The sequence below is a fragment of the Paraburkholderia sp. BR10141 genome, from assembly GCF_056155635.1.
Map to the genome: position 1 here is coordinate 1 of NZ_JBMIQH010000064.1, position 17,092 is coordinate 17,092.

Sequence of the window (17,092 nt, forward strand, 5' to 3'; positions counted from 1 at the left end):
AAGTCGCCGTGAAGAAGGTTGCTGCGAAGAAGGCAGCACCGGCGAAGAAGGCCGCCGCCAAGAAGGTCGCTGCGAAGAAGGTTGCAGCCAAGAAGGCGCCTGCGAAGAAGGCTGCTGCCAAGAAGGCTGCGCCTGCGAAGAAGGCTGCCGCCAAGAAGGCTGCCAAGAAGGCGCCTGCGAAGGCCGCTGCCGCACCTGCTGCCCCTGCTGCGCAACCGTCCGCGCCCGCAGCAACGGTCAAGACTGCCCTGAATCCGGCCGCAGCATGGCCGTTCCCGACCGGCAGCCGTCCGTAAGCAGTCCGAGACGAAGCGCGCAGGCTGCATCGTACGCGCGCTTCGTTGGCCGGGCCGGGCGGCATGGAGCGCCAGGCTCGATCCCAATCCCGTCGCTGGGTTGTCCGCGGCGGGATTTTTTTCGTCTGGAGTTCGTAATAGTCGGGGTGAGGGCGCCTGCATGCCGCGTGCGGGCATGAAAAAAGGCGCATGCACAGGGGAGCACATGCGCCTGAGGTTCCGCATCCGGCGCGAGGCGCCGCTGCGGTACAGGGGAAAGCTTTAGTGGGTGACGCGCGTCACACCGCCGCTCGAGAGCAGCCGCACGCGCTCGCCCGCGTTGAACACTTCGCCGGTCGCCGATTGCGTGATGGCGCGGTAGTCGCCGTTGTCGAGGCGCACCGTGATCTCGAGGCCGTCGCGCATGGCCACGCCGTTCTCGACCGCGTTGCCGGCCACGGCGCCCGCAATGCCGCCGATGATGCCGGTGACGATCGAGCCCGTGCCGCCGCCGATCCGGCTGCCGGCGACCGCGCCGAGCGCGCCGCCACCGACCGCGCCAAGGCCGCTAGGCTGGCCGTTGTTGGAGCTGATCTTCACCGCGCGCACGCTTTCGACCGTGGCCATGCGCACCGATTGCTCCCGCTGCGCCTGCGAGGCCGTGTACACATCGGCGGAACTGCTGTTATAGGCGCAGCCCGACATCGCGAGCGACCCCGCGAGCATGGCTGCAACAATCAGACGACTTGTTATTTTCATTCCCGTAGCTCCAATGGGCGCCGTTCGTGTGCGGCTCCCGCGTTCAGTTCGGCAGTTCGTAGCCGAATGCCTCCTTGAACCGTTCGTTGATCTGCGCTCGCGTAGGCGCATAGTTTTGCGGACCGAGATGCTCGATCTTGAGCGCGCCCATCAGGCTCGCGAGACGCCCCGTGGTTGCCCAGTCGAGGCCGTTCTCGATGCCGTAGAGCAGGCCGCCGCGGAAAGCGTCGCCGCAGCCGGTCGGATCGAGCACCTGAGCAGCCTTGACCGGAGGAATTTCCTCGATCTTGCCGCTGTGGTAGATCTGCGAGCCATGCTCGCCGCGCGTGATGATCAGCGCGTCGACATGGCCGGCGATTTCGTCGAACGACCAGCCGGTGCGATGGCTGACAAGATTGGCTTCGTAGTCGTTGACCGCTACGTAGGTCGCAAGTTCAATCGCGCGGCGCAAAGAAGCGCCGTCGAAGAGCGGCAGGCCCTGGCCCGGATCGAAGATAAACGGCACGCCGGCCTTCGCGAACTGCTCGACGTGCTGGACCATGCCGTCGAAGCCGTCCGGCGCGACGATGCCGAGCTTGATGCCGGGCGCTTCGTCGGCGCGGTTCAAATGCGATTGCATCATCGCGCCCGGGTGGAACGCGGTGATCTGGTTGTTCTCGAGGTCAGTCGTGATCATCGCCTGCGCGGACCACGTATCCTCCAGCACGCGCACGTGCGCCTTCGAGAGGCCGAGCGTGTCGAGGCGTTCGAGGTACGGGCGCGCGTCGGCTGCGCCGAGCGTCGCCATGATGCGGGCGTCGCCGCCGAGCAGATTGAGCGCGTACGCGATGTTGCCGGCACAGCCGCCGAACTCGCGGCGCATCGTCGGCACGAGAAAGCTCACGTTCAGGATGTGCACCTGCTCGGGCAGGATGTGCTCCCGAAAGCGACCCTCGAAGGTCATGATGTTGTCGTAGGCGAGCGAGCCGCAGATCAGCGTAGCCAAGGCGGAAATTCCTGTAGGGCGTGGTAGGGGAAGGGGGCGGCGCACCGGCCTGCGCGTCGCCTGCGCATTGATCTGAAAGCGCAGGCGCGAGGCGCGTGTGCGCCGCCGCCGGATTACTTCAGCGCGGCGAGTGCGGCGTCGTAGTTCGGTTCGTTCTTGATTTCGCTCACGCGCTCGGCGTGCAGGACGTTGTCGTTTTCGTCGAGCACGACGACGGCGCGCGCGGTCAGACCGGTGAGCGGGCCGCTCGTCACGTCCACGCCATAGGCTTGCGCGAATTCATGGCCGCGGAAGGTCGAAGCCGTGACGACGTTGGCGATGCCTTCGGTCGTGCAGAAGCGCGCGGCGGCGAACGGCAGGTCGCCCGAGATCACGACGACAGCCGTGTTGCTCAGGCCGGCGGCAGCTTCGTTGAATTTGCGCGTGGAGGTGGCGCAGGTCGGCGTGTCGAGGCTCGGCACGATGTTCAGCACCTTGCGCTTGCCGGCGAAATCGGCGAGCGAGACAGGCTTCAGATCCTTGCCGACGAGCGAGAACGCCGGGGCCTTCTGGCCGACGCTCGGGAACGTGCCGGCGACGTCGATCGGGTTACCGCCTAGCGTGACTTGACTCATGATGTGCTCTCCGGGAATGCATGGTGTGGTGAATGGCGCACCCGCGCGATACGGGACGCCGGGAAATGCGCGGGGCACGCCAGTGCACCCGCGTACAGACGGAAAATCAGGGGTAGAAAATCTCGATGCGGAAGTTCGACGCCACCACGTCGCCCGTGTCGAGCCGCACGATCATGGTCTGCGTGGTGCGTGCGGGCAAACCGGCTTCGATGGACGTGCCGGGCGTGACGTAGTCCTGCGGCCACAGCACGCGCCGCACGACGATGTTGTTCTGCCGGTCGAGCAGCGACAGCTCGATGGCGGGGTATGCGAGCGCCACGTTGAAGCGGTTGCGCAGCGGCACCTTCAGTTCGAGGTGATGCGGCTCGTTGTCGACCTGGCGCAGATCGGACGGCTCGACCAGCAGACCGTCGATGTCGCGCGGCGGCAGCACGCGGCAGCCAAGCTGCTCGCACGCCTGCTGATAGAGCGACTGCGAGTCGGGCCAGTAGACCATGACCGTTTCACGCTGCCACCACGCGAGCTGCACGACGAGCAGCGCAAACAGCAGGATGGCGATGAGCGTGCCGAGAATGCGCCAGACGAGGCCGCGCGAACCGCGCGGGCGGGCGGGCGCTTCGCGGGTGACGGCGAAGGGTGAGGCGCCGTCGTTGGGCGAGAGCGCGCTGAACGCGGGCTCTGGCGCGGCTTCGCGGGTGCGGGGACCGAGCGCGGGCTCGGGGTCGTTCATGCGAGTCGCAGCCGATGCTTCGTTGGCCGAAAAGGTCGGCTCTTTCGGGCCGCTCGTGCCCAGGTTCGGCTCGTTGCGCGTCCAGCGCGCGGCGGGCGGGAAGGGTTCGGCGGCTGCGGGCTGCTGGGGGGGCGGTACCGGTTCTGCTGCAGGTGCCGCCGGCGCTCGCGGCGCATCTTGTGGAGCGCGTCCAGGCGTCGGTTCGTCGTCGAAGGCGACCCGCGACTCGGCTCCGGGCGTAATTTCAGGCGAGGCGCCGCGGGCAACGCTTGCCCCAGGCAGTTTGTCGGCGTCGTATTTCAGGCGCGGATCGCGCTGGCTGTCCTGCGGCGGCGCCCACGGGTCCCACGTGCGATTCGTGAAACTGGGTGTGGCGCCCAGCGTGGGGGGCGGCTCTTGCGATGGCGTTGCTGCTGCGGGTTGATACGCCTGATCATCGGGCTGCTGCGATGTGGCTTGTGATGCAGACTGCGATGCGAATTGTGAGGCGGGTTCCGAAGCGGGCTGCGCGGCAAAGCGCGAAGGGGGCTCCGATGGCGGCGAGGTCAGGCTGGCCGCGATTTCGGCTGCAAGGGGCACCGCGCGCGTGAAGTCGCCCCCTTCGGGCATCTCGTACAAACTGCCCGACGCGTCGAACGCTTCCTGACAATGTCCGCAACGCACGAGGCCTCGCCGCACGGCGAGCTGCGTTGGCTGGATGCGGAATACGGTTTCACAGAAGGGGCAGCGCGTTGCCAGAAGCATGTGGGCCGAAGATCTGGGTAGACCGGAGGATTGGTGATACCCGCATTCTACTGGCAATCCACCGCAGTCTACGACTTCGGTCTTGCCGCTTGGGGCGCGATCAGGCTCGTGCGAGCCCGATCGGAACGGGAAGGGACTAGGCGCGCCGCGTGCCCGCGAGGCAGACCCAGCCTTCGTGTTCGCGCCAGACCGAGATCTCGATCCACTGCGCGTACACCTGCGCGACTTCCTCGGCCTGGCGCGCGAGAATGCCCGAAAGTGCGATGTGCCCACCCGGTTTCACGCGCGACGAGAGCATCGAGGCCATCAGCTTGAGCGGATTCGACAGAATATTGGCGACGACGATGTCGAACTCGCCGGCGGGGCAATCGTCGGGCAGGCCGTAGGTAACCTCCGCGCGATTGCGCTCGCTGTTGTGGCGCGCCGACTCGACTGCCTGCGGGTCGATGTCGATGCCGATCACCGGATTCGCTCCGCACTTCTTCGCGAGGATCGCGAGGATGCCCGAGCCGCAGCCGTAATCGAGCAGCGAATTGCCCGGCTGCACGTGCTGTTCGAGCCATTCCATGCACAGACGCGTGGTGGGATGGCTGCCTGTGCCGAACGCGAGGCCCGGGTCCAGCTCGAGCACGAGCGCGTTCGGGTCCGGGGCATCGTGCCACGACGGCACGACCCAGATGCGCTCGCCGATCTGGATCGGGTCGAACTGCGATTGCGTCAGACGCACCCAGTCCTGCTCCTCGACTTCGCGCAGCGAGAACTTCGGCGTTTGCGCGAGACCCAACTCGTTCGAAGCGGCCATGAGCAGCACGGCGGGATCCTGATCGGCGCCGATCAGCGCAATCACGCGCGAATGCTGCCACGCGGTGCGCTCGGGCGTTAAGCCCGGCTCGCCGAAGAGCGGCTGCTCGTCGGGCGTGTCGGCGTCGGCGTCTTCCACCGACACCGAGAGGGCGCCAAGCTCGATCAACGCGTCGGAAAGTGCTTCCGCGCGGTCACGCTCGAGCTCGACGATCAGTTCCCGGTAGCTCATGAATTACGCTTCGTCCTTCTTCACTGCCTGACGTTCGGCCAGACGGCTTTCGAGGTAGTGAATGCTCGTGCCGCCCTCGACGAACTTCGCATCGAGCATCAGCTCGCGGTGCAGCGGGATGTTGGTCTGGATGCCTTCGACCACCATTTCCGAGAGCGCGATGCGCATGCGCTGAATAGCCTGCTCGCGCGTGGCGCCGTAGGTGATCAGCTTGCCGATCATCGAATCATAGTTCGGCGGCACGAAATAGCCATTGTAGGCATGCGAGTCGACGCGCACGCCAGGGCCGCCCGGCATGTGCCACGACGTGAGACGGCCCGGCGACGGCGTGAACTTGAACGGATCTTCCGCGTTGATACGGCACTCGATCGCGTGACCCTTCAACTGGATGTCGCGCTGGCGGAACGAGAGCTTTTCGCCCGCAGCAATGCGGATCTGCTCCTGCACGATGTCGATGCCCGTGATCAGCTCGGTGACCGGGTGCTCGACCTGCACGCGCGTGTTCATCTCGATGAAGTAGAACTCGCCGTTTTCATACAGGAACTCGAACGTGCCCGCACCGAGGTAGCCCATCTTCTTGCAGGCGTCGGCGCAGCGATCGCCGATGCGATCGAGCAGGCGGCGCGCGATGCCCGGCGCCGGCGCTTCCTCGATCACCTTCTGGTGGCGGCGCTGCATGGAGCAGTCGCGCTCGCCGAGCCACACGGCGTTCTTGAACGAGTCCGCGAGAATCTGGATTTCGATGTGACGCGGGTTCTCGAGGTACTTCTCCATGTAGACCTGCGGGTTGCCGAACGCACGGCCGGCTTCCTCGCGGGTCATGTTGACCGCGTTCACGAGCGCCGCTTCCGTATGCACGACGCGCATGCCGCGCCCGCCGCCGCCGCCCGCCGCCTTGATGATGACGGGGTAGCCGATCGCGCGCGCGATCTTCACGATTTCCTTCGGATCGTCGGGCAGCGCGCCTTCCGAGCCCGGCACGCAGGGCACGCCGGTCTTGATCATGGTCTGCTTCGCCGTGACCTTGTCGCCCATCATGCGGATCGTTTCCGGGCGCGGGCCGATGAACGTGAAGCCCGACTGCTCGACACGCTCGGCGAAATCGGCGTTCTCGGAGAGGAAGCCGTAACCGGGGTGGATCGCTTCTGCGTCGGTGACTTCGGCCGCGCTGATGAGCGCCGGCATGTTCAGATAGGAGAGGTTCGAAGGCGCCGGGCCGATACAGACCGCCTCGTCCGCGAGCTTCACGTACTTGGCTTCCTTATCGGCTTCCGAATAGACGACGACCGTCTTGACGCCGAGTTCGCGGCATGCGCGCTGGATGCGGAGCGCGATTTCGCCACGATTGGCAATGAGGATTTTTTCAAACATGGTGGGTATTCGACTCATCAAAGGGCGTCGCAAGTCGTATGTGCGTACGCCTCAGAGGATCGGTCGCGTGCGTCGCCGTCATGGGGCGCCAAACGCGACAAACGCGGCGGCGGCCAAAAAAGAAGGCCGCCGCCGCGCGCAGAAAAGCTTAGGCGATCACGTAGAGCGGCTGGCCGTATTCGACTGCCTGACCGTTCTCGACGAGGATTTCCTTGACCACGCCGGCCGTGTCCGACTCGATCTCGTTGAGCAGCTTCATCGCTTCGATGATGCAAAGCGTCTGGCCTTCCTTGACCGTGTCGCCAACCTGGACGAACGGGTCGGCGCCCGGCGACGGCGCGCGGTAGAACGTGCCCACCATCGGCGAGGTCACGACGTGGCCTTGCGGCACGGGGGGCGCGGCGGGAGCCGCAGCGGCAGCTTCGCCCACATGGGCGGGCGCTGCGAGCGGGGCACCCATGGCCGGCGCCGCGTATTGCGCGGGGCCAGGCTGCACGTAAACGGGCGGCGCGTTCTTCACGATGCGCACCTTGCCTTCACCCTCGGTCACTTCGAGCTCCGAGATGCCCGATTCGGAGACGAGGTCGATCAGAGTCTTCAGCTTACGTAGATCCATGGTGCAGCCCCTTTTACTTTGAATACGTGAAGTGCCGGGGCGCGCGCGTCCCGACACGGGTTGTTGTTCAGGTATTGACGGTCATCCGACGCAGGAATCAGGCCGCCGACCGGGCAGCGAGCCGGTCGAGCGCGTATTCGAGCGCGTAGAGATAACCCTTCCAGCCGAGGCCGCAAATCACACCTTCGGCCTGGTCGGAAAAATACGAATGGTGCCGGAAGGACTCGCGGCGATGCACGTTCGACAAGTGAATCTCGACGAACGGGATGCCGACGCCTGCCAGCGCATCCCGGATCGCCACGCTCGTATGCGTATACGCGGCCGGGTTGATCAGGATGAAGTCGGTCTGCTCGGTGCGAGCCGACTGAATGCGGTCGACCAGTGCGCCTTCGTGATTGCTCTGGAAGGTCGCGAGTTCGACGCCGGCGTCCCCTGCACGGTCAGAGAGCGCTTGATCGATCTGCGGCAGCGTCACGCGCCCATACACCTCCGGTTCCCGGGTGCCGAGAAGATTGAGGTTGGGGCCGTGCAGAACCAGCAGTCGCGTCATGGTCGCTTCTTTTTCCGTGGAATTGCGCGAACTTTAGCGCCGATTAGAGAAATTTGTCTAGTTTTCCGATAAAGGGATATGGCCCCGACTACGCCGTGCGGCGAGGGTTTGGGTTGATCTCCGGTCAAATGGCAGGATTTTCACGGCAAAATCCCTGATACAGCGCCTAAGATCTTGTCAGACGATCTGCTGCGTCAAAGCGCGTCGAGGGTGCGCCGAAGCTCGTCCGGCTTGATTTGCCCTAATTTTGTCGCACGAACGGCGCCGTTCGCGTCGATTACGACCGTGTAAGGTAAGCCGCCCGCGCTGTTGCCGAATGCGCGTGCGACATCCGCGCCGCCGAAACCGGCGATGTAGATCGGGTAATCGACGGGCACCTTCTTGAGGAACGTCTTGATGTTCGCGGCCGAATCCACGCCGACGCCGACGAACTGAATTCCCTTCTTCGCGTACTCGCGCTGGAGCGCGGAAAGCTCCGGCATTTCCTCCACACACGGGCCGCACCAGGAAGCCCAGAAGTTGACCACGATCGGCCGGCCCTTGTAGATGGCGAGCGATTGCGCCTTGCCGTCCGGGTTCGTGACTGCCGCCGACCAGAGCTGGGTGAGCGCATTCTGCTTGCCGCTCGCCGACGCCGCGCTTACCGAGGTCGCGTCGGCCGCGTCGGCGCTGCCGCTCGTTGCCCAGTGCCCAGCCAGTAGGCCGCCGCCTGCGGCGATTGCCGCCACTGCCACGCCGGCCAGAATCCGCTTCGTATTCATCGCTGCCGTTATCAGGTTGTGGAAGAAGTGGCGCCGCTCTCGTCGATCAGCGCCTGGAGGGCCTGCGCATTGGCGCGCGGCAGCCTGCCACGCGCGTCGGCGCGCACGGCGCCGCGCAAGTCGTCCGTATTGTAGAGCGCAACGTGGATGCCCACCGGCTCCTCGGCGCGTGACGGGCGCCACATGAAGCTGAGAGTTTCCACGAGGCCGCGCGCCGCGAAATGGCGCGTCTCCGACACGTCGTACTGCACGTTCGCATTCAGGAGCCAGATCGCGACATCCTTCGCGTTGTCACAGAAAATCTGCAGATGGATGTCGGAGTGCTCGCCCGCCGTGCCATTGAGCACCGCACCGGTCAGAAACGGATTGAACGCATCGAGCCGCTGCATCCATTCGAGCGCGATCTCGCGCAGGCGGCGCAGCACCGCAGGCTGGCTGTCGCTTTGAAAGAGGGCCTGATATTCGCGGATCTCTTCCTCGATCTGATCGTTGTCGGGCAACCAGGTGCCTTCGATACGCGTTTCCCCCACTACCTGCCGGGCAGCCTTGCGTTTGGCGGTGGCGTAGTCGAGGCCGTCCTCGGCGATCATCCTTGCTGCCGCGATGGCGATTTCCTCGCGCACGCGCTGGGGATCGAAATGTGATCTGCGAACCATCTTTTAATGATACTAGAGATCGCCCTGGCTCCTGCACGCAGCCACTGCGCCGCGTCCGCTGCCGGGTGCGCAGGGATTTTCCGTCGCTGCGGGGACCGAGGTCGAGCCAATAGGGCTCAGGGCCTCGGGTACAATACCCGTTCTTTGCTGCGGCGGCGCAGGACTGCCGACGTTCCAGCTTCTCCGTCCTTTTCAACCTGATCAATCCGATCAACGCGTTCACGACGCCCGCGCGGCGCGACAGGCTTATGCACATCCATATCCTCGGCATCTGCGGCACGTTCATGGGCGGACTCGCGGTGCTCGCGCGCAGCGCGGGCCACACGGTGACCGGCTGCGACGCCGGCGTGTACCCGCCGATGAGCACCCAGCTCGAAGCGCAGGGCATCCGCCTCATCGAGGGTTACGACGCGAGCCAGACCGAACTCAATCCCGATCTCTACGTGATCGGCAACGTGGTCACGCGCGGCAACCCGCTGATGGAGGAGATCCTCAATCGCGGCTTGCCGTACACGTCGGGTCCGCAGTGGCTCGGCGACCACGTGCTGCGCGACAAGTGGGTGCTCGCGGTGGCGGGCACGCACGGCAAGACCACCACGAGCTCGATGCTCACGTGGCTGCTCGAAGACGCGGGCCTGAATCCGGGCTTCCTGATCGGCGGCGTGCCGCTGAACTTCGGCGTGTCGGCGCGCCTGACCGATTCGAGTTTCTTCGTGATCGAAGCCGACGAGTACGACACGGCGTTCTTCGACAAGCGCTCGAAGTTCGTTCATTACCGTCCGCGCACGGCGCTGCTCAACAACCTCGAATTCGATCACGCCGACATCTTCCCCGATCTCGCGGCGATCGAAACGCAGTTCCATCATCTCGTGCGCACGATTCCGGGCGTTGGCCGCATCGTCACGAACGGCCGTTCGGACGCGCTCGAACGCGTGCTCACACGCGGCGTATGGAGCGACGTGGAGCGCTTCGGCGTAGATGGCGGCTGGCAGGCGCTGCCGGCGGAAGACGGCGTGGCCGTGGACGAGCGCTTCGCCGTCTATCACAACAGCGAACGTGCAGGCGTGGTGGACTGGCAGATCCAGGGTGAACACAACCGCCTGAACGCGCTCGCGGCGATCGCCGCCGCGCGCAGCGTGGGCGTGCCGCCTGCTCAGGCCGCGGCCTCGCTCGCCACGTTCCGCAACGTGAAGCGCCGCATGGAAGTGCGCGGCAGCATTGACGGTGTGACCGTCTACGACGATTTCGCGCACCATCCCACGGCCATCGAAACGACGATCGCCGGCCTGCGCACGCGCGTCGGTCACGAAAACACGCGCATCCTCGCCGTGCTCGAGCCGCGCTCGAACACGATGAAGCTCGGCGTGATGAAGGCGCAACTGCCCGCCAGTCTCGCCGACGCGGACCTCGTGTTCGGCTACGGCGCACCGAGCGGCAAGGACGCGCTCGGCTGGGATCTCGCCGGTGCGCTTGCGCCGCTCGGCGAGAAGGCCCGCGCTTTCCACGATATCGAGGCGCTCGTGAAGGCGGTCGTCGCAGCCGCACGCCCCGGCGACCAGGTGCTCGTGATGAGCAACGGCGGCTTCGGCGGCGTGCATCAAAAGCTGCTCGATGCGCTCTCGGCACGGAGCGCGGCGTGATCGTCTATCTGCACGGCTTTCGCTCGTCGCCCCAGTCGTTCAAGGCGCGCCTCCTGGCGGCGCGCATGGCCGAGCTGGGACGCAGCGGCGAATGGCTGTGCCCGACGCTGCCGGTTTCGCCGCGCGAGGCGATTGCGCTCGCCGAGCAGGAAATCGGCGCGCAATGGAAGCCGGGCGAGCGCGTCACGCTCATCGGCAGTTCGCTTGGCGGCTATTTCGCCACGCATCTCGCGGAAAAGCACGGCTGGCGCGCCGCGCTGCTGAACCCGGCGGTGGTGCCTGACCGCGATCTGTCGAAGTATCTCGGCGAGCAGCCGCTCTGGCACGGCGGCGGCAGCATCGTCGTCGAACCGCGTCACCTGGACGAGTTGCGCGCGCTGGCCGTTACGTCGGTGACGCAACCCGCGCGCTACTATCTGATCGCCGCGACCGGCGACGAAGTGCTCGATTACCGCGAGATGCTCGCGCACTATCCGGGTGTGCCCACACACCTGATCGAAGGCAGCGATCATGGCATCAGCGAGTTCGCAGATTACGTCGACGAAGTGATCCGTTTCTGCGACGCCGCTTGATGCGTGCGAACGCCTATATGTATACAGCACCGCCCGCGCGCCGCGCCGGCGGTCGAAGCAAGTCTGAACGAGAGTGTTGAGTGAACGTTTTCTTTGAGGAATCGGGCAGTTTCAAGGCCGGCAGCGTGCTGTCGCGCCAGGGCGATGCATTTCAGGTCGAGCTCCCGGGCGGCCGGCGCGCCAAGGTGCGCGCAAAAGACGTGCTGATCGAGTTCGAGAAGCCGGCTGCGAGCGAACTGCTGGAGCAGGCGGACGCCGCCGCCCAGGAGATCGATCTCGACTTCCTGTGGGAATGCGCGCCTGCCGACGAATTTGCGTACACGGCGCTTGCGAGCGAGTACTTCGGCGAGACCTACGGTCCGGTCGAGCGCGCCGCGCTCGTGCTGCGCCTGCATGGCTCGCCCGTGTACTTTCGCCGCAAGGGGCGCGGCCAGTATCAGCGCGCGCCCGAAGAGCAGCTCAAGATGGCGCTGGCCTCGCTCGAGCGCAAGCGTCAGCAGGCGCTGGTGCAGGCCGGCTACGAGGAGGAGCTGAAGGCGGGTGGACTGCCCGAGGCGTTCAAGGGTAAGGCGCTCGGACTCCTCACGAAGCCGGACAAGAACTCGATCGAATACAAGGCGCTCGAAGCGGCGGCCGCTGCGCGCGGCATTTCGATGCCGCGTCTCATGCTCGAAAACGGCGGCATCGCTTCGCCGCGCGCGCTGCACGAGGCACGCTTCCTCGCGGACTTTTTCCCGCACGGCACCGGCTTCCCGCCGGTCGAAGTGGGCACGCTGCCCGAGGATCTGCCCGATGCCGCCGAGCACGTGCAGGCGTTCTCGATCGACGACGTCACCACGACCGAAATCGACGACGCATTCTCGATCGAGCATCTGGCCGACGGGCGCGTGCGCATCGGCATTCACATCGCGGCGCCCGCACTTGGCATCCAGCGCGGCGACACGGCGGATACGATCGCGCGTACGCGTCTTTCGACGGTCTATATGCCCGGCGACAAGATCACGATGCTGCCCGACGATTTCGTCGACGCCTTCACGCTCAAGGAAGGCGGTCTGCGCCCGGCGCTTTCGCTCTACTGCATCGTGAACCGCGAGACGCAGGAGATCGTCGCGACCGAAACGCGCGCCGAGCGCGTGTTCGTGAAGAGCAATCTGCGTCACAACACGCTCGACGAAGTCGTCACCGAAGCGACGCTCGCCGCGGGCACGGGCGAGTATCCGCACAAGGACGACATCGCCGTGCTGTGGCCGTTCGCGCAGGCCCTGTTCGAGAAGCGCCAGCAGGCGCGCGCCGGTTACGGCCTGCGCCGCGAGGTCCAGCGCAACACCGACTTCAACTTCTACGTGGAAGGCGAGCATGTCACCATCTCGCCGCGCCGCCGCGGCTCGCCGCTCGACCTGATCGTCGCGGAGCTGGCGATTCTCGCGAACTCCACGTGGGGCGCTTTCCTGCACGACCATGGCGTGCCGGGCATCTATCGCTCGCAGCGCGCGTTCGGCGCGCCGACCGGCCCCAAGCGCACGCGCATGCAGACCAACGCCGCGCCGCACGAAGGCCTCGGCGTCGCGCAGTATGCGTGGAGCACCTCGCCGCTGCGCCGCTACGTGGACCTCGTGAACCAGTGGCAGCTGCTCGCCTGTGTGGAGCACGGCGTGGCCGCCAAGCTCGTCGCGCCGTTCAAGCCCAAGGACGCCGATCTGTTCGCCGTCGTGCAGGGCTTCGACGAGACTTACACCGCTTACGCCGACCATCAGCGCCGCATGGAGTACTTCTGGTGCCTGCGCTGGTTGCAGCAGGAAATGCGCGGTGAAGCGGGGCGCGAGCCGCGCCGCGAGTTCCCGGCGAGCGTGGTGAAGGACGACCTGGTGCGCTTCGAAGAAGTGCCGCTGCTCATGCACGTGCCCGCACTCGGCGTGCACGCGCGCGGCACGCGCCTGATGATGGAAGTGCTGTCGATCGACGAGCTGACCATCGAGGCTTCGGTGCGCATGCTGCGCGTGCTCGATGCGCCCGTCGTGACGAGCGGCGAGCAGGCCGAAGAGGATGCGGGCGAAGACGAAGAGCTGATCGAGGCCGCCGACGAATCCGCACAAAGCGAAGCAGAAGCTGTCGCAGAAGCGGGCGACGCCGACGGCGAGGCGGCAAGCGATGCGCCCGCGGCAGAAGAGCAATCGAGCGAACAGCACGCCACGGAGCCGCGCGAATGAGCGTCAGGGAGTCGAAGCCTGTTGTGCACGCCGACCGCTACGCCGTAGTCGGCAATCCGGTGGCGCACAGCAAGTCGCCGTACATCCACGCGCAGTTCGCGCTGCAAACGGGCGAGCGCGTTGAATACGACCGCCTGCTCGCGCCGCTCGACGGCTTCGTCCAGCACGTGCAGGCTTTTCACGCGGCCGGCGGGCGCGGCCTGAACGTGACCGTGCCGTTCAAGCTGGAAGCGCACGCGCTTGCGCACAAGCTCTCGCCGCGAGCGGCGGCGGCGGGCGCGGTGAACACGCTGCGCTTCGATGCGGACGGCATCTTCGGCGACAACACCGACGGCTTCGGCCTCGTGCGCGACATCGAGGTGAACCTCGGCGTTGCGCTCGAAGGCGCGCGCGTGCTGCTGCTCGGCGCGGGCGGCGCGGCGCGCGGCGTCGTGCTGCCGATGCTCGAGCGCCGGCCCCGCGAGATCACCATCGTGAACCGCACGGCGCCCAAGGCGCACGCGCTCATCGAACAGTTCGCAGGCGCGGCGGGCGAGTTCGGCTGCATTCTCAACGGTGGCGGTCCTCAAGACGTCGATCCCAAGCCTTACGACGTGATCGTGAACGCGACGGCGGGCAGCCTCGATGCGGCGTTGCCCGAGTGTGACGAGCGCGCGTTCGGCACCGGTACGCTCGCCTACGACATGATGTACGGCGCGCAGCCCACCGTGTTCATGCGCCACGCGCAGGCACTCGGCGCGCGCGCGGCCGACGGCCTCGGCATGCTGGTCGAGCAGGCCGCCGAGTCGTTCTTCGTGTGGCGCGGCGTGCGGCCCGAGGGCGCGCCGGTGCTGGCGGCGTTGCGCGCGCAGCTCGCCGCGCAGGCCGCGTAACGCCCGGCGCCTCTCGCGCAAAACGGAGACGACGCCATGCGCAGGCAAGCCATCGGTGCGCAGGCCGCGGCGGTCGCGAGCGGCAGCGGGCGGCGCGCGCAGTCGCGCAAACGTCCTGGCGCGCTGCGCTGGCTGACCTGGGTCGTCTCGGTGTGCGCGATTGCGTGGATCGCCACGCAACTCTTCTACTTCGCGCAAATCGCGCTCTGGAACTTCGTCGATCCGCAAACCACGGCGTTCATGCGCACCGACGCCGCGCGTCTTTCCACCGACCGCCCCGGTCTCTCGATCCAGCACGAATGGGTCCCGTATGAACAGATCTCGCGCAACCTCAAGCGCGCGATCATCGCGTCCGAGGACGCGAACTTCGTCAACAACAACGGCTACGAAACCGACGCCATCCTCCAGGCTTGGGAAAGGAACAAGCAGCGCGGCCATATCGTGCGCGGCGGCTCGACCATCACGCAGCAGCTCGCGCGCAACCTGTTCCTCTCGCGCGAGCGGAGCTACATCCGCAAGGGCCAGGAGTTCGTCATCACGTGGATGCTGCAGACGCTGCTCGACAAGGAACGCATCTTCGAGATCTATCTGAATTCGGTGGAGTGGGGCAACGGCGTGTACGGTGCGCAAGCCGCCGCGCGCTACTACTACCGCACGAGCGCCGCGAAGCTCACGCCGTGGCAGTCGGCGCGGCTCGCGGTGATGCTGCCGCGTCCCAGGTACTTCGATGAGCATCGCAACTCGGTCTATCTCGCGCAGCGCACCGCCGTGATTGCGCGGCGCATGGGGGCGGCCGAGCTGCCGCATTGAAGCGCCGTCGCATCGCCACGCCAATGAAAAACGCGCCGTCTTTGCGGCGCGTTTTCCTTTGATTGTCTGCGTTTCTTCGGCTTACTGGCGAGCGAGCCGCGCGTTATCCGGCATCGGCATGTTGAAGTTGGTGCGAAACGGATTGATGTCGAGGCCGCCGCGCCGCGTGTAGCGCGCGTAGACAGCGAGCCGGTCCGGTTTGCACTCGCGCAGGATGTCCATGAAGATGCGCTCGGCGCACTGCTCGTGAAAGCCCGTGTGATTGCGGTACGAGATGATGTAGCGCAACAGGCCCGCCTGATCGATCTGCGGTCCGACATAGTGGATCTGCACGCTGCCCCAGTCGGGCTGGCCCGTCACCGGGCAGTTCGACTTGAGCAGGTTCGAGATCAGCGTTTCTTCTACCGGGGCTTCGTCGAAAGCCGCCTTGAGCAGCGTCGGCTCCGGGCGATAGATTTCCGTATCGAGATCGAGGCGATCGAGCGAGAGCCCTTCGAATTCCTCGAACGGGATCTTGCCGAACGCGCCCGGCTGCTCGAGCCGCACCGATACCGACGCGCCGCAGGCCGCCGTCACATCGCGCTTGATCGTCTCGCACACCACCTCGGCGGATTCGAACGGCGTTTGCGCGAACGAGCCCAGATAGAGCTTGAACGACTTCGATTCGATGATGTTCGGCGAGTCGGCGGGAATGAAGAACGTGGCGATCGCGATCTGCGGCTTGCCGCGCGCGTTGAGCCACGAAAGCTCGTAGGCGTTCCAGATATCGCTGCCGAAGAAGGGCAGTTGCGCGCCAATGCCGATCTGCTCGCGCGCGCCCGCGCGCGGGATCGGGAAGAGGAGCGAAGCGTCGTATTGCTCGGTGTAGGTGGAGGCCTTGCCGAGCGGAGATTGGTCGGGAGTCATGATGCGTTGGCTTCGGTTGCGAGATTGGTCACGCCGCTCGCCACGTGCCCGGTGGCCGTGACCGAGCGCGCGGATTCGCAATGGCGGATCTGGTCGTCGAAGAAAAAATCGGGTTCGAACTCGCGCAGGAACGGGCCTTTGTCGAGTCCGCCAAGGAACATCGCTTCGTCGATCTCGATGTTCCAGGCCATCAGCGTACGGATTGCGCGCTCGTGCGCGGGCGCCGAACGTGCGGTGACGAGGGCGGTGCGGATGCGCATTTGCGCGTTCGCGTCGGCGAGCTTCTGCAGACGGTTCAGCGCTGCGAGCAGCGGCTGCAACGGGCCTTGCGCGAGCGGCAGTTCGCGGTTGTCGCGCTCGTGGCTCACGAAGGCGGAAAGCCCCTTGCTCTGGAAAATCTGCTCGGCTTCGTCGGAAAACAGCACCGCATCGCCGTCGAAGGCAATGCGAATCTCGTGCGCGTTGCGTTCCGCCATTGTCGCCGATTCTGGAAAGACGCGTGCAGCGGGGAATCCAGCGTCGAGCGCGCTCTTCACATCGGCCGGATTCGCGGAGAGAAACAGCGACGCGTTGAGCGGCTTGAGGTAATGCCAGGGCTCGCGCCCGCGCGTGAACACGCCGCGCTGAATGTCGAGCCCGTGCTCGCGGCACGAACTGAACGCGCGCAGACCGCTGATGGGATCGCTGCGCGAGAGGATCACCACTTCCACGTGATGTGCGCCGTTATTGAGCGCGAGCAGCTTGCGGATCAGCGCGAACGCCACGCCTGGCCGCGCGGGCACGTTCAGGCGCTCGCGCTGGAGCGCCTCGTAGGCTCGCAGGTCGCCCGCCTCGAATACGTGGTTTTCCTCCTCGAAATCGAAGAGCGCACGTGACGAAATGGCGACGACGAGCTTGTCGGAAAGCGATACGGACACGATGGCCGCTCGTTACGCGAGGAACAACCGATACGCCGGGTTTTGCGTCTCTTCCCAGTGCGGATAACCGAGCG

Annotated in this window: 18 protein-coding genes; 6 read left to right on the plus strand and 12 right to left on the minus strand. The window is 65.9% G+C overall.

Annotated elements, in window-relative coordinates:
* Positions 1–296 (plus strand): histone H1-like repetitive region-containing protein (locus ACOJB8_RS39400; protein WP_475017617.1); only part of this gene is annotated, 296 nt, incomplete at its 5' end.
* A 261-nt stretch (positions 297–557) separates the two neighbouring features.
* Here ACOJB8_RS39400 and ACOJB8_RS39405 read toward each other — a convergent pair.
* The 10 genes from ACOJB8_RS39405 to ACOJB8_RS39450 all read right to left on the minus strand — a co-directional run bounded on the left by ACOJB8_RS39405 (position 558) and on the right by ACOJB8_RS39450 (position 9,094).
* Positions 558–1,034, minus strand: coding sequence for an outer membrane lipoprotein (locus ACOJB8_RS39405; RefSeq protein WP_069268516.1), 477 nt, complete (start codon positions 1,032–1,034; stop codon positions 558–560).
* A 43-nt stretch (positions 1,035–1,077) separates the two neighbouring features.
* Positions 1,078–2,019, minus strand: coding sequence for a carbohydrate kinase family protein (locus ACOJB8_RS39410; RefSeq protein WP_069268517.1), 942 nt, complete (start codon positions 2,017–2,019; stop codon positions 1,078–1,080).
* A 113-nt stretch (positions 2,020–2,132) separates the two neighbouring features.
* A complete protein-coding gene (gene tpx, locus ACOJB8_RS39415) occupies positions 2,133–2,633 on the minus strand; it encodes a thiol peroxidase (RefSeq protein WP_042270386.1) in 501 nt (166 codons plus the stop codon).
* Between the two features lie 106 nt (positions 2,634–2,739).
* Positions 2,740–4,107: a zinc-ribbon and DUF3426 domain-containing protein gene (locus tag ACOJB8_RS39420; protein ID WP_475017621.1), complete on the minus strand. Its 1,368-nt coding sequence runs from the start codon at positions 4,105–4,107 to the stop codon at positions 2,740–2,742.
* A gap of 136 nt (positions 4,108–4,243) precedes the next feature.
* Complete coding sequence (gene prmA, locus ACOJB8_RS39425) at positions 4,244–5,140, minus strand: 50S ribosomal protein L11 methyltransferase (RefSeq protein ID WP_475017623.1); 897 nt, start codon at positions 5,138–5,140, stop codon at positions 4,244–4,246.
* A gap of 3 nt (positions 5,141–5,143) precedes the next feature.
* Positions 5,144–6,511 (minus strand): acetyl-CoA carboxylase biotin carboxylase subunit, encoded by a 1,368-nt coding sequence (gene accC / locus ACOJB8_RS39430; RefSeq protein ID WP_028214031.1) that lies wholly within the window; start codon positions 6,509–6,511, stop codon positions 5,144–5,146.
* A 148-nt stretch (positions 6,512–6,659) separates the two neighbouring features.
* Entirely contained in the window at positions 6,660–7,127 is a 468-nt protein-coding gene (gene accB / locus ACOJB8_RS39435) for an acetyl-CoA carboxylase biotin carboxyl carrier protein (RefSeq protein WP_069268520.1), read from the minus strand.
* A 97-nt stretch (positions 7,128–7,224) separates the two neighbouring features.
* Positions 7,225–7,677 (minus strand): type II 3-dehydroquinate dehydratase, encoded by a 453-nt coding sequence (gene aroQ, locus ACOJB8_RS39440; protein ID WP_069268521.1) that lies wholly within the window; start codon positions 7,675–7,677, stop codon positions 7,225–7,227.
* Positions 7,678–7,871: 194 nt separating this feature from the next.
* Entirely contained in the window at positions 7,872–8,438 is a 567-nt protein-coding gene (locus tag ACOJB8_RS39445) for a TlpA family protein disulfide reductase (protein WP_368605978.1), read from the minus strand.
* Between the two features lie 11 nt (positions 8,439–8,449).
* Positions 8,450–9,094, minus strand: a complete 645-nt coding sequence (locus tag ACOJB8_RS39450; RefSeq protein WP_069268523.1) for a UDP-N-acetylmuramate--alanine ligase — start codon at positions 9,092–9,094, stop codon at positions 8,450–8,452.
* A gap of 248 nt (positions 9,095–9,342) precedes the next feature.
* On the opposite strand from ACOJB8_RS39450, the gene mpl reads away from it, so the two are divergent.
* The 5 genes from mpl to mtgA all read left to right on the plus strand — a co-directional run bounded on the left by mpl (position 9,343) and on the right by mtgA (position 15,195).
* The gene (mpl, locus tag ACOJB8_RS39455) at positions 9,343–10,734 is read left to right on the plus strand and encodes a UDP-N-acetylmuramate:L-alanyl-gamma-D-glutamyl-meso-diaminopimelate ligase (protein ID WP_342948397.1); all 1,392 of its coding nucleotides are present in this window, start codon (positions 9,343–9,345) and stop codon (positions 10,732–10,734) included.
* The gene (locus ACOJB8_RS39460) at positions 10,731–11,306 is read left to right on the plus strand and encodes a YqiA/YcfP family alpha/beta fold hydrolase (RefSeq protein ID WP_342948398.1); all 576 of its coding nucleotides are present in this window, start codon (positions 10,731–10,733) and stop codon (positions 11,304–11,306) included. The genes mpl and ACOJB8_RS39460 overlap by 4 nt, the downstream gene beginning before the upstream one ends.
* An 80-nt stretch (positions 11,307–11,386) precedes the next feature.
* Positions 11,387–13,513 (plus strand): ribonuclease catalytic domain-containing protein, encoded by a 2,127-nt coding sequence (locus ACOJB8_RS39465; protein WP_342948399.1) that lies wholly within the window; start codon positions 11,387–11,389, stop codon positions 13,511–13,513.
* On the plus strand, positions 13,510–14,385 hold the full coding sequence (gene aroE, locus ACOJB8_RS39470) for a shikimate dehydrogenase (RefSeq protein ID WP_342948400.1): 876 nt from the start codon (positions 13,510–13,512) through the stop codon (positions 14,383–14,385). Before ACOJB8_RS39465 ends, aroE begins: the two co-directional genes overlap by 4 nt.
* 36 nt (positions 14,386–14,421) lie before the next feature.
* Entirely contained in the window at positions 14,422–15,195 is a 774-nt protein-coding gene (gene mtgA, locus ACOJB8_RS39475; RefSeq protein WP_475017629.1) for a monofunctional biosynthetic peptidoglycan transglycosylase, read from the plus strand.
* 81 nt (positions 15,196–15,276) lie between these two features.
* On the opposite strand, the gene queF is transcribed toward mtgA, so the two are convergent.
* The gene (queF, locus tag ACOJB8_RS39480) at positions 15,277–16,101 is read right to left on the minus strand and encodes an NADPH-dependent 7-cyano-7-deazaguanine reductase QueF (protein ID WP_475017631.1); all 825 of its coding nucleotides are present in this window, start codon (positions 16,099–16,101) and stop codon (positions 15,277–15,279) included.
* Positions 16,098–17,018, minus strand: a complete 921-nt coding sequence (locus ACOJB8_RS39485; protein WP_368605982.1) for a 5'-nucleotidase — start codon at positions 17,016–17,018, stop codon at positions 16,098–16,100. The genes queF and ACOJB8_RS39485 overlap by 4 nt, the downstream gene beginning before the upstream one ends.
* Positions 17,019–17,092: the final 74 nt, after the last annotated feature.

Coding starts and splice junctions, on each gene's coding strand:
- ACOJB8_RS39405 (WP_069268516.1), bottom strand. CDS start 1,034: ATGAAAATAACAAGTCGTCTGATTGTTGCAGCCATGCTCGCGGGGTCG.
- tpx (WP_042270386.1), bottom strand. CDS start 2,633: ATGAGTCAAGTCACGCTAGGCGGTAACCCGATCGACGTCGCCGGCACG.
- ACOJB8_RS39420 (WP_475017621.1), bottom strand. CDS start 4,107: ATGCTTCTGGCAACGCGCTGCCCCTTCTGTGAAACCGTATTCCGCATC.
- prmA (WP_475017623.1), bottom strand. CDS start 5,140: ATGAGCTACCGGGAACTGATCGTCGAGCTCGAGCGTGACCGCGCGGAA.
- accC (WP_028214031.1), bottom strand. CDS start 6,511: ATGTTTGAAAAAATCCTCATTGCCAATCGTGGCGAAATCGCGCTCCGC.
- accB (WP_069268520.1), bottom strand. CDS start 7,127: ATGGATCTACGTAAGCTGAAGACTCTGATCGACCTCGTCTCCGAATCG.
- aroQ (WP_069268521.1), bottom strand. CDS start 7,677: ATGACGCGACTGCTGGTTCTGCACGGCCCCAACCTCAATCTTCTCGGC.
- ACOJB8_RS39445 (WP_368605978.1), bottom strand. CDS start 8,438: ATGAATACGAAGCGGATTCTGGCCGGCGTGGCAGTGGCGGCAATCGCC.
- ACOJB8_RS39450 (WP_069268523.1), bottom strand. CDS start 9,094: ATGGTTCGCAGATCACATTTCGATCCCCAGCGCGTGCGCGAGGAAATC.
- mpl (WP_342948397.1), top strand. CDS start 9,343: ATGCACATCCATATCCTCGGCATCTGCGGCACGTTCATGGGCGGACTC.
- aroE (WP_342948400.1), top strand. CDS start 13,510: ATGAGCGTCAGGGAGTCGAAGCCTGTTGTGCACGCCGACCGCTACGCC.
- mtgA (WP_475017629.1), top strand. CDS start 14,422: ATGCGCAGGCAAGCCATCGGTGCGCAGGCCGCGGCGGTCGCGAGCGGC.
- queF (WP_475017631.1), bottom strand. CDS start 16,101: ATGACTCCCGACCAATCTCCGCTCGGCAAGGCCTCCACCTACACCGAG.